This window comes from Uniformispora flossi, from assembly GCF_049534875.1.
GTDB lineage: Bacteria > Actinomycetota > Actinomycetes > Streptomycetales > Streptomycetaceae > Yinghuangia > Yinghuangia aomiensis.
This window is the reverse complement of the sequence record NZ_JBMULZ010000007.1, coordinates 127,350-148,396: the sequence shown is the minus strand read 5'-3', so window position 1 is coordinate 148,396 and position 21,047 is coordinate 127,350. Positions and strand designations below refer to the sequence as shown.

Here is a 21,047-nt window from a genome sequence, read left to right as displayed (position 1 = left end):
CTTCGCTTGCCCCCTTGCCGCGCCTTCGCTGCGCCTTCGCTGCGCCTTCGCGGAGCCGGCGCTAGGCCTTCAGCGGCTTCGTCCAGCGGGTCCACTGGGGTTCGGGGGCGTAGCCCTGGGCGGCCCAGGCGGAGCGGCCGAGTTCGTTGTGGTCGAGGACCATCGCGTCGCCGCGGCGGCCGCCGAGCCGGGTGAAACGCTCCTCGGCGGCGTCGAGGAGGAGCCGGCCGATGCCCTGGCGGCGCCGGGCGGGGTCGACGGCGAGGCGGTAGAGGTGGCAGCGCCAGCCGTCGAAGCCGGCGATGACGGTCCCGGCGATCGCGGCGGCGTCCGGCCCCGACGCCGCGTGGGCGATCAGCACCGCCTCGGGGTCCCACGCGACGAGTCGTGCCACCCCGTCGCGGTCGTCGGTGATGCTCGTGCCCTCCGCCGCCTGCGCCCAGAAGGCGAGGAGCGCGTCGACGTCGGCGGGGGTGGCGGTGCGGACGGCGTACGAGGTCATGGCCTCACCAAGGGCAGGAGCACGTCGTCGACGATCTGCTCGACGAACGCGTCGTCGACGGTGCCCGGGGCGGTCAGGTTCTGGTAGATCACCATGGCCGGTCCCACACGCGCCGTCAAAGGAGTTGCCGCACCGCGCCGTACCTCGCCACGCTCCTCGCCGGCGACCAGCACGTCGAGCAGCATGCTCCGGCTCGGCTCCGACACCCGTTCGCGCACCAACGCGTGCGTCGGGTCGGCATGCCCCTTGACGGCCTGCAGCGCGGGATCCGCCGTCGCCGTGCACGCGGACTTCAGGAACCCCAGCACCGCGATCAGGTCGGCACGCAGATCACCGACGAACTCCACCGCCGAGGCGTCCGGAAGCCGGTCGCTGAGCGCGTCCCGCAGCAGCGCCTCCTTGTCGGGCCAGCGCCGGTACAGCGGCGCCTTGCCCGTACGGGCCGCCGCGGCCACCCCGTCCATGCTGAACCCGGCGTAGCCGACTTCCGCGAGTTGCTGGAACACCGCCTGGTAGATGGCCTGTTCGAGTTCGCGGCCGCGGCGGCGCGTGGGCGCCCCCGCGGAGGCGCGGGCCGCGCCGGCACCGCTGGTGGTGGCTGCCACGCGGTCACCTCGCTTCGGATCGTCGGGCGGAATCTGCCGCTTGCCGGGATCCAGTATCGCGGAGGACTTGTAAGAGACCGAAGAGTCTCCTAAAGTCGAGGCACGTGAAGAGACTACATCGTCTCTAAACCGCGGCGCTGCGGCGTCGGCTGCCAGGCCGACGCAGCGTTGCCTTCTCGCCCTGCCATGTCCTGCCATGCCCGGCCATGCCCAGCCCCGGCGTCCCGGCGCCGGAAAAGCCGGTCCGCGCTCCGGGCCGACCACTGGGCCGACCACTGGGCCGGCCGGGCCACCTTCACCCACCCACCACTCGGGGATTCCGCCATGCCTGCATCCGACCCGCCCGGGACCGCATCCGCCCTCACCGCGTCCCGGTCCCGCCTCACCACCGCCAAACCGTCCGCGGATCCCACTCCACCGCGGCCGTCGCTGGTACTGGCCGTCGTCACCGGCGTCATGCTCCTCATCGGCATCGACGCCACCGTCGTGAACCTGGCGCTGCCCGACATGACCCGCGCCGTCCACCTCTCCCCCACCGCCGGTGCCTGGGTCCTCAACGCCTACACCCTCGCGTTCGGCGGACTCCTCCTGCTCGGCGGCCGCCTAGGCGACGTGTTCGGCCGACGCCGCGCGTTCCTCACCGGCATCGCCCTGTTCACCCTCGCGTCCCTGCTGGCCGGCTGCGCTCCCTGGGCCTGGTGGCTGATCACCGCGCGGGTGGCGCAAGGCATCGGCGGAGCGCTGGCCGGCCCCAGCACGATGGCGTTGATCCTCACGACCTTCCCCGGCCCGGCCCGGGCCCGGGCGCTCGCCTGGTACTCCGCGGTGCTGGGCGGCGGCGCGACCGCCGGACTCGTCCTGGGCGGCGTCCTCACCGATCTCGCTTCGTGGCGCTGGGTGTTCCTCGTCAACGTGCCGCTCGGCATCCTGCTGACCGCAACCGCCGTTCGCGTCCTGCCCGACCCGGCGCGGCAGCATTCCGCTCCCGGCCGGCTCGACATCGCCGGAGCGATCACCGGCACCCTCGCGGCGACGGCGTTCGTCTACGCGTGCCTCCGCGCCGCCTCCGACGGCTGGTCCGCCCCCGCCACCCTCGTCGCCCTCGCCGCCGCCGCTCTGACGGCCCCGGCCTTCCTCGCCGTCGAACGACGCGCACCGCAGCCCCTCATGCCGCTCCGGCTCGCCTTCCGCGGCCCCCTCGCCCGCGCGCTGCCGGTCATCGCCCTCCTGGCGGCCGCGGTCTTCGGCACCCTGTTCTTCCTGGGCCGCTACCTCCAGGAAGTACGCGGCTACAGCCCCGTGGCCTCCGGCCTGCTCCTGGTCCCGATGCTGGCCGCGCAGTTCGCCGCCGCCCGCCTGTCGCCGATCCTTTCCCGGCGCTTCGGGCCGACCCGGCTGATCGTCTCCGGCGCGGCCGGCGTCGCCGCGGGCCTGGGCGGCTTCACCCTGCTCGGCCCGCACGACAGCTACGCGGGGGGACTGCTCTGGCCGATGGTCCTACTCGGCTTGGGCATCGGCATGTCGATGCCCACCCTCAACACGTACGCCCTCGCCGCGGTCTCCCCCGCCGACTCCGGCGCGGCCTCCGGGCTGCTGCAAACCTCCCAGTGGCAAGGCGGCGGCGTCGGCCTGGCCGCATGGGTCACCGTCTACGGAACCGAGACCCGCGGCGGCGGCACCATGACGTCCGGCATCGCAACAGCCCTGGGCGCGGCCGGGATCTGCGCCGCGGTCGGCTGCCTGCTCGCGATCGTGCTGCTGCGCCGCGGCACCCGCGACGCGGCCTAGTACCCCGTTCCCGGAGTTCGCCGAGGACCCGGACCGCGCACGAGTGTGCGGAACGCCGCTTGGTCGCGCATCCGGGATGACGGGGGACGTCGGCAAGTCACGGGAGGCATCGGAGTGGGAGCATGAGCGACCGGGACGAGTCCTCGGGGTTGCCACAGCGTGAACGGTTTTGCGCCGGGGAACCGCAAGAGACTGCCGACACAGGAGATGCCCGAGTCCGATGCTGCGACCTGCCGGCGCGGTACCGATGCTTGACGACGGCCGAGCCCGCGACCTGTGGCGCGAGGCCGGACACAAAGACGCGGTGTTCCGCGAGGGTTCGAACAACAAGGTCTACCTGGTCAACGACGGCGAGCGGCAGTTCGCCTTGAAAGAGCTCAAAAGCCAGGCGGTCGCCTACCCGCTCGAAGACCCCTGCACGAGTCCCGAGGGAAAGATCCAGCACGTCCTCCAGGAGCACGTGCCGGGAGTCGTCCCGGTGGTTCATCTCGGAGGCCGCGACTTCCCCGGCTTCATCATGGACGCCGTCTCGGGAGAGTCCGTCGACACACTGAAGGAAGTCGCCGACCAGCCGACGCCGTTTCCCTGGGACGTCGTTCCGGACATGGCGCACTTCATCGGCGGGCTGGCCCGCGCCGGAAGTGCCGTCCAGCCACGGTTGACCTGGGATGGGCCGTACGCCGATCTGACGAACACGCATGAGGCGCTGACGCTCCACAGCGCGCTCTCCCGCGGGTATCACGAGCGTTTCCGTGCGGAGTTCCGCCCGATCGTCAAGGCTCTCGGATTGTCCGAAGGACTCCTCGGGTCTGTCGACGGACTGATGCGGAAACACGAGCCGGGGCCGGTGCCCCTCGGCCACCGCCTCGCGCCGGCGCAGATGATCAGGGATGCCGGCGGCACCACCTGGAACTTCGACTTCGCGGGAATCCGCAGAGACGATCCCGCATACCTCGCCTACCGATGCCTGGACCGCTGGAACCCCAGCGAAACCAGCGAGCAACGCTGGGACATCGTGCGGGAAATGCTCTCCGAGCTACCCAACGGGGGTCGCGACCCGTCGGCGTCGGACCGGAAACTCATCGAAACTCTCGTCGTCGGCGGTCATGTGGCCACCTGGGGCCTGGCCATCGCCACCCGGCTCGCCCGTGGCGCGGACCTCATCGGGGATATGGACCCGGTGAACATGCGCCGGTATGCCCAACGCGTCAACGAACTGCACGCACTGCGGGGAACGACCCCGGTCGAACCGGACAAGGTCCACGACGTGTTCCACGATCACCTGGACAAGAGCCGGCAGGCCGCCGCGCACGGTGCGCGCGCCCCACACACCTCGCGCGCGCGGTCGGTTGCGGGACCGCCCTCGACAGCGCCGGAGCCGCGGTCGCAGACCGTGCGGCGGGCGACGGACGTGGCAGGCAGGGGGATCGCCCGAATCCCGGCCCACCGGAACTACCTCAAGGTGAACCTGTCCGCCGTCGGCCGGGCGACCGGCGTGGCGGGGCCGCGACTCCCGGCCGGCGTCGAGCACCGGAGTCCGCGGGAACCGGCGCGCGGCACTTTCGGTCCCGCGTCCGCGCCGCCGGTCAAGAGCCTGGCGAAGGACCCCTGACGGGAGCGGCTAGCCGAGCGTCCGGTCGGTCCCCTTCGCGGGGAGGGCGACCGTGCGGTCCGGCGACTCGGTGAGCCCGGTCAGCAGCCGGGTGTGGATCTCGCGCCCGGCGTCGCTCAGCACCGCGTCGTGGATCAGCAGGGCTTCGCGCGGGGCGACTTCGCGGACGTAGTCGACCGCCTCGGCCACCTTGAGCCACGGCGCGGCCGCGGGTGTCAGCAGCGTGGCGACGGGCTCCTCGGGGACGGTCAGCGCGTCCCCGGGGTGGAACACCAGCCCGTCCACGAGGAATCCGACGTTGTCGACGAGCGGGATGTCGCGGTGGATCGTCGCGTGCTTCTCGCCGTACACGTGCACCGGAACGCCTTGCGCGCCGCCCACGGAGAACATGTCCCCGTGCGTCACCGCATGCACCCGCCCGCCGAGGTCGGCGAACTGCGCGGCGACGGCCGGGTTCGTCCACACCTCAAGCTCGGGATTCGCCGCGAGCGCGGCCCGCAACCGGTCGGGCACCACGTGATCGAAGTGCTCGTGCGTGACCAGGACCGCGTCCGCGCCGTCGACGGCCCCGGGGTCGCTGAACGCGCCGGGATCGATGACCAAGGTGACGCCCTTGGCGCGCAGACGGACGCAGGAATGGCCGAGCTTGGTGAACTCCATGGCCGTACGGTACGCCCCGGGTCCGGCTCTCGATCGCATCCGGGGCGGCCCGGCGCGGAGGCGTGTCCGGCGGCGAGCCGAGGCAGTCGGCGTGATGTGGTCGCGGGTGACTTCGTGGTCCGGGCATGCGACGCGGCCGAAGGTCGGCGTCAACCGTGGTGTGGTGCGGCGGCAGTGACATGTATGTGGCGTCGGCGTTGATGCCCAGAGGGTTGGCAGCCGGGTAGCTGTCTTCGACCGCGGCCCGGCCGATACCACGCCCGCCTTCCCTCTCGTGGTCGGAGATTGCAGACGATCAGCCGCCCGCCCGCTTGGCGCTGCGCGGCAGTCCGCACTGCCTGGTTCGAGGGCCGCGCTGTCGAAGTCGAGCCGCGGGTGGGCTGCCCGGCGCGATCGCTCTTCTGAGCGTGACGGGACTGTTCGACCGGGTCTGTGTCGACGTCCACCCGGACGCCGGGGCACCGACATCGCCGTGATCGCGCCGCCGCTTTCCTGCACGCCGACTGTGCTCCGTGGGGCTGGTGGCAGCATCGATGCCTTCGGGGCTGCCTGGGCCGTGATCGCCGTCGATCGTGGCCGTCGGTCGTGGCCGTCGGGCGTCAGCCGGCGGGGCTGCCCGACGCGATCGCTGTCCTCGGTGGGTCAGCGTGCTGCGCCCGTTCGGCCGGGTCCGCGCCGAGGTCCACGCGGATGGTCGGCACACCGGGACATCGCCGTGGTCACCGCGCTTCCCGCTCTGCGAGTCCGACGGCCTACTCCCCGCGCGGGTGGCGCAGCGTCGGTGCGGTCAGCGTCGGCTTCGACGGTCGGCGGTGCGGCCTGTACCGCCGTGCCGTCGACCGTGGCTGCGGTTCGTCAGCCGATCCGGTTCCACACCCACGCGATCTCGTTGATGGCGACGACCGCGACGACGCCCAGCCCGCCGATCACCGCGGTGGCAAGTCCGGCCACCGCCCAGCCGCTCGCGGCGATTTCCGGTTCCCGGGTCCGTGCCACGGGTACGGCCTGCGCCACGCCCAACCCGCAGCCGACACACGCCATCAGCAGTCCGAGAAACCCCCAGATCCCGGCGCCTCCGCCGCCGCCCGGGAGCCCTTGCCAGAGCAGGGCGACCCCGCCGAGGGCCAGGACCCAAGCCACGGCCAGGACGCCGAGGTGGACCAGCGGCGACCGCCGGGACATGAGCCGACCGAACGCGGCCGCGGGGGCCTGGACGCGGGCGGGGAGGGGGATGGAGTCGGCGAGGGCGGGGAGGGGTGGGTGGGGGGTGTCTTGGGAGGCGGAGGGGTCGTCGTCGGTGATGGTTGCGTCGTCGGACGCTTCGTCGGTCTCGTGGTCGGCCGCGGCTTCGTCGTCGGCCTCGGCCTCCGTGTCGGCCTCGGTCTCCGTCTCGGCCGCGGTCTCGCGGTCGGCGTCGACGTCGAGGTCCGCCTGAGCGTTGTCGACGGCCTCGGCCTTGGTGTCATGGTCGGCGTCGGCTTCAGCCGGGGTGGCTTCGGCTGGGGCGCCGGTGGTCGCCTCGACCGGTTCGGCGACTTCGTCCGTCGACGCGGAGGACGCGTCGGCGGTGTCGGTTGAGGCGGCATCCGCCGCGACGTCGGCTGTGGTCCCGCGAGTCGCGCCGTCGGCTTCGACCGCAGCCTGCGTGGATCCGGCGGGGTGTGCTACAGCAGCGGTGCCGTCACGGGGTGGCTCTTGACCGTCTTCCGTCGACACGGGAGACGCATCGACCACATCGACCGGGCTGACGTGCGGTTCGGTGTCCGCCGTCGACGTGGCTCCCGTTGCCGCACCACTCCTGGACCCGCCTTGCGCAGCCGCAACGTTCGCCGCGGCGGACGACCACGCATCGTCGTCGTCCGCCGACACGACGGGTGGCGCCGAATCGTGCGTGCGGGCGGTCTGACCGACGGCCCCCTCGGCCGACGCCGCGGGCCGTCCGGCGTCGTCCTTGAGGGCATCGTCGGCCGTCGTCCGCGACTCCTCGGCGCCGACCTGCGCGCCGCGCGGACTTCCTGCCTCTGCGGCTTCCGCGGTCGAAGCGCCCTGACCGGCTGACGTATCGACCGCCGTCGAACGCGACTTGCGCGCAGACGACTTGCGCCGCCGTCCAGCCGGTGCCTCCACGGCCGAGTTGCGCGACTCACGCGCTCCCGCAGCCGACTCGGCCAAAGCCGGCGCCGAACTCGACGCCGACCACTCGACCGTGTCGGGCACGGCCGCCTTCGGCCCCGAACCATCCGCCGACGCAGCGGCGTTCGTTGACGATGCCCCTTCCGTCACCGTCGAGCCGTCCGGCGACGGTGCCACGTCCGCCGACGCCGCCACCCCGCCGTCCGCCGGTACATCACCACCTGTGGGCGCATCCGTCGGCGACGCTTCACGCCCCGGCGTCCGCGTCGAGTTCTTGGGCGCCTTCGAACGCCGGGTCCGCGGCTTGGGTTCCTCGGCCGACTCGGCCTGGGGGTGCGGTGACTGTTCGTCCGCGGTGGTCGTCGCCGCGCGCCGCGATTTGCGCGGGCGGGTGGGCGGGGCGGGGCGGTTCTCCACCTCTTCGGACACGGGACCTCCCGACGGGGGCGGTGGACCGCGCGCAACCAGCCCTGCACAGAGCCGAGGTACGCGCCGCCCCCGACGCTAGGGGGCAGCCCACCTTCCGATCGAGCCCGACACACCCCAATACGGGGATAGATCACCCGAAATTCACGAATTACCCTGAATCGCCCTCAAAGGGGAATGGCTTCCGGTCGCCGACCTGCGACAAGCAGCTCGGACAGGCGAGGCCCACGCTGCCAAGCGTTCATCGTGCAGCCGCGGAGCCGGTGGTGGCGGTGGCCGACCGGGGCACCGACGACGACCACGGGGCCAACGCCGGCCAACGCCCCTTGAATGCGCCCACAGAAGTCGCCAAGCGACTGTCACCGCCACCGCGCCCGTCTCGTTCTTTCGTCCTCCGGACCCACGGCGACGCTTACCGGGTGGCGATCCCGCCGACGGTCGCCCCCGCGCCCCCGAGTCCCCGCGGGCTCCAGAGCCTGCGGCGCGCGCGGCAGGAAGGGGCCGCGCCGAGGACATCACCGGTGCGGCAGGCCCAGGCAAGCGGTCGCCACGGGAAACTCCGCGTGCGACGAGTGCCCCATGTCCGGGGAGCGGTGGCATCACTCGCGCCACCAACAGCGCGCGAACGCCGTCGGCTATCGCCGCGGAGCGGTTCCCGACCAGGGCGATGCCGCCGGGCCCGAACCCGCCGCCGCTGCGCACGACGCGTGTGCCGCGGAGCCCAGCCCACGGCGACGTCGACCCGCCCGGCGGTCGACCCCCGAGTCCCCGCGCGCTCCGGGGCCTGCGGCGCGCGTCGTCCAACGCGGCCGGGCCAAGGAGATACCGCAAGCCTCACGAGCCCCGGCCCCGGCGTCGGCCACGGTCGGGCGCCCCGCCGACCTCGTCAGCAGACGCACAACGGCAGACCCCCACGCCCTTTACTCCGGAGCGTGCGGCACGCGCCCTCCAACGCGGCCGGGCCAAGGACATGCCGCAAGCCTCACGAGCCCCCGCCCCGGCGTCGGCCACGGTCGGGCGCCCGGCCGGCCTCGTCAGCGGTACATCTCGTCGTCCTCCGGCGGTTCCACCATGTCCCACGGCGGGGGTTCGTCCCAAGGGGCGCCGTCGTCCGGGCCGAGGACGGGGGCGCCTCCGCCGCGCGGCGGGCGCGGTGCGGTGCGGGCGGGGGCAGGGCGGCTGGTGCCGTCGGCGCCTGCCGCAGGTGCGGCCGACGCGTCCGGACGGCCGGCACTCACCGCGTGCGCGGCGCTCAACTCCCCCGCACCGACCGTCTCCTCCGCCGACCGGGGCGCGCCGATAGCCGCCCGGGGGGCACTCTCGGCCCCGGCACTTGCTCCGGAGCCCCCGAGCCGTCCCGCCGTCGCCGAGTCCCCGGCCGCAGCCGCCGACCCCGCCTCGGCGTCCGCCCGCGGGCCACGCCCCTCGGCTCCGTCGCCGGCCCCGGCAAGGCCGGACTGCCCAGACGAGCCCGAGCCCCCGGCGCCGGTCACCGGCTCCCCCGAGGGACTCGGGCTCACCGGTCCGTCCTCATCCAACTCCCCCAGCTCCCCCAGCGCCTCCAGAATCTGTTCCCCGTACTTCGCGAGCTTGTTCTCGCCCACTCCGCCGATCGTCGAGAGTTCGGCGAGGGTGCGGGGGCGGCCGGCGGCGATGTCGCGGAGGGTGGCGTCGTGGAAGATCACGTAGGCCGGGACGCCTTGTTCCTTGGCGGTCGCGCCGCGCCAGGCGCGGAGGTGTTCGAAGACCGGGACGGCCTCCGCCGGGAAGTCTTCCGGCGTGCCCTTCGTACGCGAGCCGCCCGCGGACTTCGTCCGGGCCGTCTTCCCCGCCGCGGCGCGCTGGGTTTCGCGGCGGAGCATGACCTGGTGGCGGCCGCCGAGGACGTCGGCGCTGGCGTCGGTGAGGACGAGGGTGCCGTAGTCGCCTTCGACCGCGATGAGGCCTTGGGCGAGGAGTTGGCGGACGACGCCGCGCCAGGTGTTGTCGTCGAGGTCCGCGCCGATGCCGAAGACGCTGAGGGCGTCGTGGTCGAACTGGATGACCTTCGCGGTCTTCTTGCCGCGGAGGATGTCGATGATCTGGCCGGCGCCGAACTTCTGGCGGCGTTCGCGGGCCAGGCGGACGACGGTGGACAGGAGCTTCTGCGCGGGGACGGTGCCGTCCCAGGACTCCGGCGGGGTCAGGCAGGTGTCGCAGTTGCCGCAGGCGGGGGCGCCGGTTTGGCCGAAGTAGGCGAGGAGGCGGGCGCGTCGGCACTCGACGGTCTCGCAGAGGGCGAGCATGGCGTCGACGTGGGCGCTGAGTTTGCGCCGGTGGGCGGCGTCGCCCTCGGAGTCGTCGATCATCTTGCGCTGCTGGACGACGTCCTGGAGCCCGTAGGCGAGCCAGGCCGTGGACGGGAGTCCGTCGCGGCCGGCGCGGCCGGTTTCCTGGTAGTAGCCCTCGACGGACTTGGGCAGGTCGAGGTGCGCGACGAACCGCACGTCGGGTTTGTCGATGCCCATGCCGAAGGCGATGGTGGCGACCATGACGACGCCGTCTTCGCGCAGGAAGCGGGCCTGGTTGGCGGCGCGGGTGCGGGTGTCGAGTCCGGCGTGGTACGGCAGCGCGGTCACACCGCTCGCGACGAGGAAGTCGGCGGTCTTCTCCACGGAGGCGCGCGACAGGCAGTAGACGATGCCCGCGTCGTCGGGGTGTTCCTCGCGGATCAGGCGCAGCAGCTGCTTCTTCGGGTCCTGCTTCGACTCGATGCGGTACTGGATGTTGGGCCGGTCGAAGCTGGCGACGAAGTGCCGGGCGCCGTCGAGCTGGAGTCGCTGGGTGATTTCCTTGTGGGTGGCGGGCGTTGCGGTCGCGGTGAGGGCGATGCGCGGGACGTCGGGCCAGCGTTCGTGCAGTTGCGACAGCGCGAGGTAGTCGGGGCGGAAGTCGTGGCCCCATTGCGCGACGCAGTGTGCTTCGTCGATCGCGAACAGGGCGATCTTGCCGCGGTCGAGGAGGCGCAGGGTGCCTTCCACTTGGAGGCGTTCCGGGGCGAGGTAGAGCAGGTCCAATTCGCCGGAGAGGAAGGCGTTTTCGACGCGGCGGCGGTCGTCGGGGCCCTGGGTGGAGTTGAGGAAGCCGGCGCGGACGCCCAGGGCGGTGAGGGTGTCGACCTGGTCCTGCATGAGGGCGATGAGCGGCGAGACGACGACGCCGACGCCGTCGCGGACCAGCGCGGGGATCTGGTAGCACAGCGATTTGCCGCCGCCGGTGGGCATCAGGACGAGGGCGTCGCCGCCGCGGGCGACGTGGGTGACGATCTCGTGCTGGTCGCCGCGGAACGCGTCGTAGCCGAAGACGCGCTGGAGCACGCCGTGCACGGATTCGGACACCGGGTCGCCGGGTGTCGGCCCGGCGGCCGTCGCCTCGTGCGGGGGCGGGTCTTCGGGGGCGGTGGGGTCGGGCGTGCTGCGCATCTGGGCATTCTAGGCAGCCGCCCGGACACCCGGCGGGGGCTTTCGGCGTCCGGATCGAACAGTTCGAACCGCAACGCCGACGTCCCACCCGCCGCACCCGTCACGACGGTGGCGGCCGGGCGCCCGCACGGGCGCCCGGCCGCGATCGCAACACCGGAGGAGTCCGGCAACGTCCGTCAGTGGACGGTCAGTCCGCCGTCCGCGCTGATGACCGCGCCGGTGATGTAGCTGCCCGCGTCGGAGGCCAGGAGCAGGGCCGGGCCGACCATCTCGTCGGCGTCGGCCATGCGGCCGAGCGGCGAGGACTTCTTCATGGACTCCACACGATCGGGGGTGTTGTTGCGGACCATGTCGGTGTCGACGGTGCCGGGCGCGAGCGCGTTGACGCGGATGCCCTCGGCGGCGAGGGCGCCGGCCGCGGAGCGGGTGTAGGCGAGCAGGCCGGACTTGGCCTGGGCGTACATCGACGTCGGCTCCGAGCGCAGGAAGACGCCGGCGCTGATGACGTTGATGACGGACGCGCTGCGGCTCTGCCGCAGGTAGGGCAGCGCGTACTGGACGAGGAAGATCGGGCCGCGCAGGTTGACCTGCATGGACTTGTCCCAGGCCTCGGGCGTGTAGTGCCCGATCGGGAGGGTCAGCGGGTTGGCGGCGTTGTTGACGACGATGTCGATGCCGCCGAAGTGCTCGACGGTGCGGTCGACGAGCTTCTGCAGGTCGTCCAGCTCGCCCATGTGCGCGGCGACGGCCAGTGCGGTGCCGCCGGCGGCTTCGATGTCCTTGACGGCGGCTTCACAGGATTCGGCCTTGCGGCTGGCGACGACGACCTTGGCGCCGCGGGCGGCGAAGCCCTTGGCGATGGCCAGGCCGATGCCGCGGCTGCCGCCGGTGATGACGGCGACCCGTCCGGTCAGGTCGAACGGGTCGGCGGCGTGCTGGTCGGTCATCGATCCTCCGGCGGGTACGTTCCGTACGTCTTACCGTCGAAAGAAAACTCGTTTTCTTGGAGAAGGTCAAGGGTTTCGCACCCGCACACCCCGGTGCCGAGTCCGCCACCCCGGCGCGATGAGACATTACTGTCTCATCTGAGGTAGAATTGATTCATGTCGACCGATCGCGAAACCGTCCTGCGCGAGGCCACCGCCCTGCTGATCCGCCGGCCCGCCGCCGCGATGGACGACATCGCGCGCGCCGCCGGAATCAGCCGCGCGACCCTGCACCGCATGTACGCCGGACGCGACGCCCTCGTCCGCGCCATCGGCGCCCGCGCCCTGGAGCAGGTCTCCGCCGCCGTGGACGCCGCCCGCATCGAGGACGGCCCCGCCGACGAGGCCCTGCGCCGCGTGGTCGACGAACTCATGCCCATCGCCGAGTTCCTCGGCATCCTCTACGGCGAGAACGCGCTGTGCGAGGTCCCGGAGATCGACGCCGCCTGGCAGCGTATCGACAACCGGGTCAACGCCGTCGTCCGGCAGGGCCAAGCCGACGGCGTCCTGCGCCTGGACCTGCCCGCGGCGTGGATCACCGAAGCCGTCTTCTCCCTCGCCGTCGGCGCCGGATGGGCGGTCCGCGACGGCCGCCTCGCCCGCCGCGAAGCCCCGCGCGGCGTCGCCGAACTCCTCCTCGGCGGCGTCGGCCGGACCCGCGACTGAACGCCGCAGACACCACCCGACCGCGCGACCGCGGGCCTCAGATGTCCGCGACGTGCGCCACGTTCTCCCGGTCCACCGGATCCGCACTCGGCTCCCCCGCGAACCACGCGTCCAGCATCTCGCCGAGCAGCGGCTCCGACGTCAACCGCAGGCTGAGCGCGAGCACGTTGGCATCCGCCCACTTCCGCGCCCCGTCCGCCATCACCGCATCCGTGCACAACGCCGCACGCACACCGGGCACCTTGTTCGCCGCGATCGACGCCCCAGCCCCCGTCCAGCACGCCACGACCGCCTGATCGGCACGCCCCTCGGCAACAGCGCGCGCCGCGGCCTCCGAACACCACGCCCAGTCGGCACGCTCCCCCGGCACCAGCGCCCCGTACAACTGCACCTCGTGCCCGCGGCGCTCGAGTTCCGCACCGATCAGCTCCGCGACGCCCGCGACCTCGTCCGCCGATACCGCGATCCGCATACCGCCGCACCTCCCTCGACCGGCGGCGCACCGCCGCCGTGGGTCCACCGTGCCACACTCGGACCATGGCCACGGCCGCGGAACTGCCCCGCATACGCCCCGAGCCGCGCGTCGTCCGCCACACCTCGGCGCTCGGGTCCTGGGAGATGGTGCGCACCACCCCGCACCCGGCGCTGACCGGCCTGGTCGGCGGCTACTGCGGCTACGCGGAGCGCACGCCGTGGCCGCTGCGCCGCCGCGAGGTCGCCTCCCGGCAGATCACCCTGATCATCAGCTTCGGCGACCGGATCCGGCTGCTCCCGCACGACGGCATCGCGGTGCCCGACGAGACGGTGTCGTTCGTCGCCGGACTGCACAACGGGCCGACGGTGACCGAGCACGACGGCGTCCAGGCGGGCGTGCAAGTCGATCTGAGCCCGTTGGGCGCGTACACCCTGCTCGGCCTGCCGATGGCGGAACTCGCCGACCGGATCGTCCCGTTCGAGGACGTCTGGGATGCCCTCGGCGGCGAACTGCCGGACCGGCTGGCATCCGCCGCCGGCTGGCCGGAACGCTTCGCGCTGATCGACGCGGTGTGGCTGCGCCGCCTCGCCGAGGGCCCGGTGCCGCGGCCTGAGGTCGCGCGCTCGTGGGCGCTGCTGGACGCGTCGCACGGCCGTGTCGGCGTCGCCGCGCTGGCCACGGAGGTCGGCTGGAGCCGCCGGCATCTGACGTCCCGGTTCCGCGAGGAGGTGGGGCTGCCTCCGAAGCAGGTCGCCCGGCTGTTCCGCTTCCGCCGCGCGGTCGCTCTGCTGAGGGCGCCGGTGCCGGACCTGGCGGCCGTCGCCACCTCGTGCGGCTACTACGACCAGGCGCACTTCAACCGCGACTTCCGGGACCTGGCCGGGTGCACGCCGACGACGTACCTGGGGGCGCGGCTGCCGGACGAGGGCGGGGTCGCGGGCTGAGGTCCGGGCGGACCGGGTGCGGGGCCCGCGTGGTCGGGCAGGGATGTCCCGGAGGGCGCGGTCGGAGCCCCGGCATCACGCGTCTCGGGGACGGCGGCCCTGCTGTTCCCGTTCGTCCAATACACGCCGCGCCCACCTGCCGAGACTGAGGCGGTGGGGATCCGCAGACGGCGGATGCCCCTCCGGAATCGGTGGAGGTGTGCCATGACCAGCGCAGACAACGGACGGCCCGTGGCGGATGTGGTCCCGACGCTGCGGTTCCGCGACGCGGCGCGGGTGATCGCGTTCCTGGACGAGGCGTTCGGGCTGACGCCCACGATGGTGGTGCCCGGGCCCGAGGACACGGTCGCGCACGCGCAGCTGCGCTGGGGCAACGGGTGTGTGATGGCCGCGTCGGACGCGGGTGACGCACCCGGACGGCTCAAGACGGCCGTGGGAGGGGTGTGCGTCTACCTGATCCTCGACACGGACGACGACGTCGACAAGCACTACGCGCGGGCGGTCGCCGCGGGCGCGGAGATCGAACGCGAGCTGCAGGACGAGGACTACGGGGGCCGCGGCTACGTCGCGCGCGATCCGGAAGGCAACCTGTGGGCGTTCGGGTCGTACCGGCCGGAGTAGCCCGCGCCCGGGAGCGGACGGGGCCTCGGGCCGGGGGACCTTACGGGCTATGGGTGGGGTCCGACAGGCCGGGCCGCCGGGCCGCGAGGAGGCGTGCCGCAGTCGGCCGCACATGGGTCCGGCAGGCCGGCCCGCGAGCAGGCACGTGGCAGTCGGCCGCACCATGCCACGCCCGCGGTCCGGCCGGGCCTCACGGCAACGCCGCTACGCCCCCGGCCGGATCGCGGCCCTCACCTCGCTTGCTCAGTGCTGCGCGCCCGGATTCTTCGCCAGGTACGCGTCGACCTTCGCGCGTTCGAAGCTGTAGACGGGGCTGGCCTGTTCGACCGGGACGAACGTGGCAGTCGCCAGTTCGTCGTACACGTCGACGCGGGTGTAGCCGACGCCGGTGACGCCCTGGTAGCTGCCCTTCGGCGGGAACACATCCGCCCGGTACGCCACCGCCGGCGCCGACCACACCGGAACACCCGCCAGCGCGCCGCACGTCGCGTGGTGGTTGTGGCCGGTCAGCACGATCTTGACGTCGGTGTCCTTGATGACCGCGCCGAGTCGCTCCGGGTTCTCCAGAGACAGCCGCTCGAGGAACGCCAGCGGCGTCGGGATCGGCGGGTGGTGCAGGGCCAGCACCGTGCCGGCCGCGGCGGGCTCGGCGAGTTCCGCGCGCAGCCATTCCAGCTGGGAATCCTCGAGGCCGCCGCCGTGGGTGCCCGGGACGGTGCTGTCGAGGACGACGACGCGGACGTCGCCCGCGTGGTGCACGTAGTCGTGCGGCTCGCCGTGCGGCGCCGTCTCCAGGAGTCCCTCGCGGAAGGCCTCGCGCTTGTCGTGGTTGCCCATCGCGAACAGCGCCGGCGTGCCGATGCGCTCGGCGGCGGCCTTGACCAGCTCGCGCAGGCGGCGGTACGCGCGGATGTCGCCGGTGTCCGCCAGGTCACCGGTGAAGATCAGCGCCGCGGGGTCCAGATCCGCCTTCTCGACCGCGGCGAGCGCGCGTTCCATCTGGTCGAGCGTGTCGAGCGTGCCCATGAGCAGCTCGCCCTCGGGAACGATGTGCACGTCGCTGAACTGCACGAGGGTGTGGCGGGGAGTACGCACGGGCGGTCCTCACTCGGAACTGGGACGAGAAGGCGGTGACACGTGTCACGGCGCGGCAAGTCCATCCAGAAGAGTATGACCAGGTCAAGGGTCGCACTATGCGTCCGCGGCCGGGGCGGACCGGTGTCCGGCCCACCGACCCCGCCGGTTACCGTTTCCCGATGGATTTCCGCGCGCTCGGCTACCAGCACCCCGACGTCCGCAAGCTCTGCGACGAGGTCCAGCAGATCTACACCGAACGCTACGGCGACCCCGACCAGGGCCCGGTCGACGAGTCCGACTTCGCCCCGCCGTCGGGCCTGTTCCTCGTCGTGTACCAGGACGACCGCGCGCTCGCGTGCGGCGGCTGGCGCGTCGCCGACCCCGCCGAGCCCGGCCTGTCCGCGGGCGACGCGGAACTCAAGCGCATGTACGTCCGCCCCGACGCCCGCGGCCGCGGCCTCGCCCGCGCGGTCCTCGCCGAGGTGGAACACCGCGCCCGCGAGGCAGGCCGCACCCGCATGATCCTGGAGACCGGCACCCTCCAGCCCGAGGCCATCGCCCTCTACCGCTCCAGCGGCTACACCGACATCCCCGGCTTCGGCTACTACCGCAACAGCCCGCTGAGCGTCTGCATGGCCAAGGAACTGGGGTAAGGCCCCGGTCCGGAAGCGATTCCCACCCCGGCTCCCGAAGCGGCAGCCCGGCGGCACCTCACACCTGGACCGGCCGGTCCCCGTGATCCCGCAGCGGATACTCCTGCGCCCCGGTCACGTGCCGCGACGCCAGCGCGTACGCCCCGTCGCGGTCGCCCGCCGCGATCAGCTCGATCAGCCGTCCGTGCACCCGCAGACCCGCCTCCCGCACCGGGCGCCCCGTGTCCGCGAGCGCGGCATGCGCCCACACCTGCTCCTGGCGCGCCCACAGCACTTCGACCGCGCCCAGCAGGATCTGCATCGTCGCATTGCCGCAGCGCGCCACCAGCGCCTCGTGGAAGTCGCGGTTCGCCCGCAGGAACGCCTGCCCGTCGTCGAGCGCATCCGCCATCCGCGCATGCACGTCCGCGAGGACCGGCACCACCGCCTCGGCCCGGTCCGCGCGTTCCGCGCACAACGCGGCACACACCGGCTCCAGTTGCCGCAACGCCCCGGCCAGGTCCTCCAACGGGACGTGCCGCGCGTGCATCACCATGCCGAACATGTGCGCCGCGTCCGCGGGCTGCGGGACATGCACGACCGCACCGCCGGTGTTGCCGCGCCGCACCGTGATCAGACCCTCGGTCTCCAGGATCCGGAACGCCTGCCGCACCGTCGTGCGGCCGACGCCGAACTCGGCCATCAGGTCGTCCTGCTTCGGCAGCGTTCCGCCGTCCGCGATGACGCCGTCGAGGATACGGGCCCGCAGCCGGTCGGCGACGGCGTCGGCGACACTGTGGTGCCGTACCGCCTGCTCGTCGCCGGAACCGACGGCCCGCACCGCGCCCGAGGTCACCCCTCCGCCGTTTCCGCGACCGGCCCCGCGATCGCCCGCTCGACGCCCAGCAGTTCCTCGCCGGACAGCTCCACCACGGCGGCCGCGTTCGCCGCCGCCTGCGCCGCGCTCGTCGCCCCGACCAGGACCGACGGCACACCCGGCTGCGCGGCGAGCCACGACAGCGCCAGCTCCAGCACGCTGCGGCCGATCTGCCGCCCGTACGCCTCCAGCCGCTCCACCGCGGCGAAGTTCTCCTCGGTCGCCGCCCCCGCAAGCCGCGGAATCGCCGCGAACCGGGTGCCGTCCGGGAAACCCTCGCCGCGCCGGTACTTGCCGGTCAGCAGCCCCGACGCCAGCGGGAAGTACGGGATCACCCCGAGGTTCAGATGCCGCGCCGCCGGCACGACCTCCCGCTCGATGTCGCGGTTCAGCAGGCTCCACTCCTGCTGCGTGGCGATGAACCGGGAGCCGCCGCTCGCCCGCGCGATGTGGTCCGCGTCCACCAGCTGCCAGCCGGTCAGGTTCGAGTTCGCCAGGTAGCGGACCTTGCCCTGCCGCACCAGGTCGTCCAGCGCCGACAGGGTCTCCTCGATCGGCGTGTCCGGGTCCGGGAAGTGCAGGTAGTACAGGTCGATGTGGTCCATGCCCAGCCGCCGCAGGCTCGCCTCGCAGGCCCGCATCACATGCCGCCGCGACCCGCCGCCGCCGTACGGGCCCCGCCCCGGCGCGCCGAACTTGCTGGCCACCACCACGTCCTCGCGGTGCGTGCCGAGCGCCTTGCCCAGCATCTCCTCGGAACGCCCGCCGCCGCCGTAGACGTCCGCGGTGTCGAAGAAGGTGACGCCCGCGTCCAGCGCCGCGCCGACCACCCGGTCGGCCTCGTCGGCGTCGATGCGCATGCCGAAGTTGTTGCAGCCGAGCCCGACCGCCGAGACCTTCAGCCCCGACCCGCCGACCGTGGAGTACCGCACCCGCGCCTCGCTCTCCGCCGTGTCCCTCGCGCGTCGCCCCGCCTCCGACGGACGGTGCGGGGCTCGACACCTTGCCCCACCATCATAGCCATGATAGCTATGAAAGTAGAGTTGACGGCCCGTCAGAACCAACCGGGCCGGCCACCCCGACCCAGCACCCGGGCACGCACCCGACGATCCCACCGCGAGGCCGCCGCATGCGCAAGATCCCCTACGCCGGAAGCGTCCACGACCAAGCCGAAATCGACGCCATGCTGGCCATCCTCAACGGCCCGCCCAGCGCCATGACCATCGGCCGCAACGTCGCCGCCATGGAACAGAAGGTCGCCGCGCTCTTCGGCAAGAGCCACGGCCTCATGTGCAACTCCGGCTCCTCCGCGCTCTACCTCGCCATCGAACTGCTGCGCCTGCAGCCCGGCGACGAGATCATCACCTCCACGCTCACCTTCTCCACCGACATCGCCCCGATGGTGAAGGCCGGCATCGTCCCCGTCCTCGCCGACGTCGACCCGGACAGCTTCCAGATCGACGTCGACCGCCTCGAAGGCCTCATCGGCCCCCGCACCAAAGCCATCCTCACCCCCAACCTGGCCGGCAACGCCCCCGACTGGGACCGCATCCGCGAGATCGCCGACCGGCACAACCTCGTCGTCGTCGAAGACTCCTGCGACGCCCTCGGCGCCACCCTCCGCGGCACCCCCACCGGCACCCGCGCCGACATCTCCGTCACCAGCTTCGCGATGAGCCACATCATCACCTGCGCCGGCAACGGCGGCATGGTCCTCGTCGACGACGAAGCCCTCCGCGACCGCGGCCTCATGCTGCGCCGCTGGGGCCGCCGCTCCGAACTCCAGCTCTTCGGCTCCAAGAAGGGCAACCGCGACTTCTTCGAAGAGATCGACGGCGTCCTGTACGACAACCTGTTCATCTTCGACGAAATCGGCTGGAACTTCGAACCGTCCGAACTCGGCGCCGCGTTCGGCCTCGCCCAGCTCGAGAAGCTCCCCACCTTCCTCGCCACCCGGCAGCGGCACTTCGCCGCCCACCACGCGTTCTTCTCGAAGCACCCCGAGGCCTTCATCCCGCCGCGCCAGACCGACGGCCTGGAGACCGGCTGGCTCAACTTCCCCGCGATCATCAACCCGGAGGCAGGCTTCACCCGCGGCGAACTCCAGCAGTACCTCGAAGAACGCGGCATCTCCACGCGCACCGTCTGGTCCGGCAACATCCTCCGCCAGCCCGGCTTCAAGGACATCGCCCACCGCGCCGACCCGGCGGGATACCCGAACGCCGACCGCGTCATGGAGCACGCCTTCATCGTCCCGCTGAACCACCGCATGGACGACGAGGACACCGCCTACATCCACGAACAGGTCGAGGCGTTCCTGGCGAGCCGCTGAGCGGGCGCCCGGGCCGCGGCTGAACGGCCCGGGCCGCTCCGCCGCGGCCCGGGCCACGCGCGCGCTGCCGGCCGACTGCGGTGCGGGCCGCTTGAAGGCAGCACGCCCTTCCGGAGACAGCTTTGCGCAAAGTCACTTTCCGCCTAGCTATTTCCGGAAGAGCACAACCGCCTCGCCGCGACTCACGCCCCGCCCCGCACCTCCTTCTCGAACCAGTGGTGGGCATACGGCTCGTCGTTGAACGCCGGAATCTCGCGGAAGCCGTACGCCCGGTACAGGCCGATCGCCTCGTCGAGCACCTTGTTGGTGTCCAGGCGCAACACGGCCCGCCCCGCGGCGGCCGCGCGTGCCTCCAACTCGGCCAGGAAGCGCCGCCCCAGCCCCAAACCCCGGGCGCTCGGCGCCACCCACATGCGCTTCACCTCCGCCGGCAACCCCGCGGGCAGCTTCAATCCGCCGCACCCCACCGGCTCCCCGTACTGCCGCGCCACCAGGAAAACCCCGCGCGGCGGCCGCAGTTCACCCGCATCCGGCAGCAGACTCCGCAGCGGGTCGAACCCCGTGTCGAACCGCTCCCCCAGCTCCGCGTAGAAGCTGCGCAGACAGAACACCGCGTCGGGATGTTCCGGATCGACCTCGTCAATCGACACGGTCCCGGCCGTCAACAACCGGTCGACCTCGGCCATCGCCGCCACCAGCCGCTCCCGCTGCCCGGCGTTCAACGGCGCCAGCAACGACGCGGCGACCTCGTCGCTCCGCCGATCGAGCACGTCACGCTCGCCCCGCCCCGCCTCGGTCAACCGCACCGTCCGCACCCGCCGGTCGGCCTCCGCCGACTCGACCGTCACCAGTCCGGCCGCCTCCAGCGAACGCAGCAACCGGCTCACGTACCCGGAATCCAGCCCCAGCCGCTCACGCAACTGCCGGACGTCCCGCCCGTCCTCGCCGATCTCCCACAGCAGGCGGGCTTCCCCGATCGGCCGGTCCCGCCCGAGATACCGGTCGTGCAGCACCCCCACCCGCGCGGTCACGGTGCGGTTGAAGCGGCGGACGTCGTCGATGTGCGCAGCGTCAGTCATTCTCTGACTTTAGTCAGAGATCTACCGGCGCGCAGCCCGCGTCCACAAAAAGCGGCGGGGGCGGGGGGGGCCCCCCCCGCCCCCCCCCCCCCACCGCCACAAAACGGCGCCGCCAAACAGTGTGGGTTTATGCGTCCCACCCGGGGGGTGGTGAAGCGGGGTGGAGGGCCC

At 72.6% G+C, this 21,047-nt stretch carries 19 protein-coding genes; 8 read left to right on the top strand and 11 right to left on the bottom strand.

Going from position 1 to position 21,047, the window contains the following annotated elements; all coding sequences use genetic code 11:
* Positions 1–61 precede the first annotated feature (61 nt).
* Together ACPA54_RS17820 and ACPA54_RS17815 are read right to left on the bottom strand one after the other, a co-directional pair.
* On the bottom strand, positions 62–502 hold the full coding sequence (locus tag ACPA54_RS17820) for a GNAT family N-acetyltransferase (protein WP_423530861.1): 441 nt from the start codon (positions 500–502) through the stop codon (positions 62–64).
* The gene (locus tag ACPA54_RS17815; protein ID WP_423530859.1) at positions 499–1,107 is read right to left on the bottom strand and encodes a TetR/AcrR family transcriptional regulator; all 609 of its coding nucleotides are present in this window, start codon (positions 1,105–1,107) and stop codon (positions 499–501) included. The genes ACPA54_RS17820 and ACPA54_RS17815 overlap by 4 nt, the downstream gene beginning before the upstream one ends.
* A 324-nt stretch (positions 1,108–1,431) precedes the next feature.
* Between ACPA54_RS17815 and ACPA54_RS17810 the strand changes: the two genes are divergently transcribed.
* Positions 1,432–2,895, top strand: coding sequence for an MFS transporter (locus ACPA54_RS17810; RefSeq protein ID WP_423530857.1), 1,464 nt, complete (start codon positions 1,432–1,434; stop codon positions 2,893–2,895).
* 220 nt (positions 2,896–3,115) lie between these two features.
* Entirely contained in the window at positions 3,116–4,507 is a 1,392-nt protein-coding gene (locus tag ACPA54_RS17805; protein WP_423530855.1) for a hypothetical protein, read from the top strand.
* Positions 4,508–4,516: 9 nt separating this feature from the next.
* On the opposite strand, the gene ACPA54_RS17800 is transcribed toward ACPA54_RS17805, so the two are convergent.
* Positions 4,517–5,167 carry an MBL fold metallo-hydrolase gene (locus ACPA54_RS17800; RefSeq protein WP_423530853.1) on the bottom strand — a complete coding sequence of 217 codons (651 nt, stop codon included), beginning with the start codon at positions 5,165–5,167 and terminating at the stop codon, positions 4,517–4,519.
* A gap of 855 nt (positions 5,168–6,022) precedes the next feature.
* Positions 6,023–6,883, bottom strand: a complete 861-nt coding sequence (locus ACPA54_RS17795; protein WP_423530851.1) for a hypothetical protein — start codon at positions 6,881–6,883, stop codon at positions 6,023–6,025.
* Between the two features lie 171 nt (positions 6,884–7,054).
* Between ACPA54_RS17795 and ACPA54_RS17790 the strand changes: the two genes are divergently transcribed.
* Entirely contained in the window at positions 7,055–7,225 is a 171-nt protein-coding gene (locus ACPA54_RS17790; protein ID WP_423530849.1) for a hypothetical protein, read from the top strand.
* A 1,535-nt stretch (positions 7,226–8,760) separates the two neighbouring features.
* On the opposite strand, the gene recQ is transcribed toward ACPA54_RS17790, so the two are convergent.
* Positions 8,761–11,187 (bottom strand): DNA helicase RecQ, encoded by a 2,427-nt coding sequence (gene recQ / locus ACPA54_RS17785; RefSeq protein WP_423530848.1) that lies wholly within the window; start codon positions 11,185–11,187, stop codon positions 8,761–8,763.
* A gap of 176 nt (positions 11,188–11,363) precedes the next feature.
* A complete protein-coding gene (locus ACPA54_RS17780) occupies positions 11,364–12,134 on the bottom strand; it encodes an SDR family NAD(P)-dependent oxidoreductase (protein WP_423530847.1) in 771 nt (256 codons plus the stop codon).
* A 156-nt stretch (positions 12,135–12,290) separates the two neighbouring features.
* On the opposite strand from ACPA54_RS17780, the gene ACPA54_RS17775 reads away from it, so the two are divergent.
* Positions 12,291–12,839 carry a TetR/AcrR family transcriptional regulator gene (locus tag ACPA54_RS17775; RefSeq protein ID WP_423530845.1) on the top strand — a complete coding sequence of 183 codons (549 nt, stop codon included), beginning with the start codon at positions 12,291–12,293 and terminating at the stop codon, positions 12,837–12,839.
* A gap of 37 nt (positions 12,840–12,876) precedes the next feature.
* Here the strand turns inward: ACPA54_RS17775 and ACPA54_RS17770 are convergent, their stop codons facing one another.
* Positions 12,877–13,311 (bottom strand): RpiB/LacA/LacB family sugar-phosphate isomerase, encoded by a 435-nt coding sequence (locus tag ACPA54_RS17770; protein ID WP_423530843.1) that lies wholly within the window; start codon positions 13,309–13,311, stop codon positions 12,877–12,879.
* A gap of 65 nt (positions 13,312–13,376) precedes the next feature.
* Here ACPA54_RS17770 and ACPA54_RS17765 point away from each other — a divergent pair, with 65 nt between their 5' ends.
* Positions 13,377–14,258: a helix-turn-helix domain-containing protein gene (locus ACPA54_RS17765; RefSeq protein ID WP_423530841.1), complete on the top strand. Its 882-nt coding sequence runs from the start codon at positions 13,377–13,379 to the stop codon at positions 14,256–14,258.
* Positions 14,259–14,462: 204 nt separating this feature from the next.
* Positions 14,463–14,879: a VOC family protein gene (locus tag ACPA54_RS17760; RefSeq protein ID WP_423530838.1), complete on the top strand. Its 417-nt coding sequence runs from the start codon at positions 14,463–14,465 to the stop codon at positions 14,877–14,879.
* Positions 14,880–15,122: 243 nt separating this feature from the next.
* Here the strand turns inward: ACPA54_RS17760 and ACPA54_RS17755 are convergent, their stop codons facing one another.
* On the bottom strand, positions 15,123–15,974 hold the full coding sequence (locus tag ACPA54_RS17755) for a metallophosphoesterase (RefSeq protein WP_423530836.1): 852 nt from the start codon (positions 15,972–15,974) through the stop codon (positions 15,123–15,125).
* Between the two features lie 161 nt (positions 15,975–16,135).
* On the opposite strand from ACPA54_RS17755, the gene ACPA54_RS17750 reads away from it, so the two are divergent.
* Positions 16,136–16,609 (top strand): GNAT family N-acetyltransferase, encoded by a 474-nt coding sequence (locus tag ACPA54_RS17750; RefSeq protein ID WP_423530834.1) that lies wholly within the window; start codon positions 16,136–16,138, stop codon positions 16,607–16,609.
* Positions 16,610–16,667: 58 nt separating this feature from the next.
* Here ACPA54_RS17750 and ACPA54_RS17745 read toward each other — a convergent pair whose 3' ends face one another.
* Complete coding sequence (locus ACPA54_RS17745; RefSeq protein WP_423530832.1) at positions 16,668–17,444, bottom strand: FadR/GntR family transcriptional regulator; 777 nt, start codon at positions 17,442–17,444, stop codon at positions 16,668–16,670.
* Positions 17,441–18,397 carry an aldo/keto reductase gene (locus tag ACPA54_RS17740; protein WP_423530830.1) on the bottom strand — a complete coding sequence of 319 codons (957 nt, stop codon included), beginning with the start codon at positions 18,395–18,397 and terminating at the stop codon, positions 17,441–17,443. The genes ACPA54_RS17745 and ACPA54_RS17740 overlap by 4 nt, the downstream gene beginning before the upstream one ends.
* 197 nt (positions 18,398–18,594) lie before the next feature.
* Here ACPA54_RS17740 and ACPA54_RS17735 point away from each other — a divergent pair, with 197 nt between their 5' ends.
* A complete protein-coding gene (locus ACPA54_RS17735) occupies positions 18,595–19,797 on the top strand; it encodes a DegT/DnrJ/EryC1/StrS family aminotransferase (RefSeq protein ID WP_423530828.1) in 1,203 nt (400 codons plus the stop codon).
* A gap of 182 nt (positions 19,798–19,979) precedes the next feature.
* Here ACPA54_RS17735 and ACPA54_RS17730 read toward each other — a convergent pair whose 3' ends face one another.
* Positions 19,980–20,876, bottom strand: coding sequence for a bifunctional helix-turn-helix transcriptional regulator/GNAT family N-acetyltransferase (locus ACPA54_RS17730; protein ID WP_423530826.1), 897 nt, complete (start codon positions 20,874–20,876; stop codon positions 19,980–19,982).
* Between the last annotated feature and the right edge of the window lie 171 nt (positions 20,877–21,047).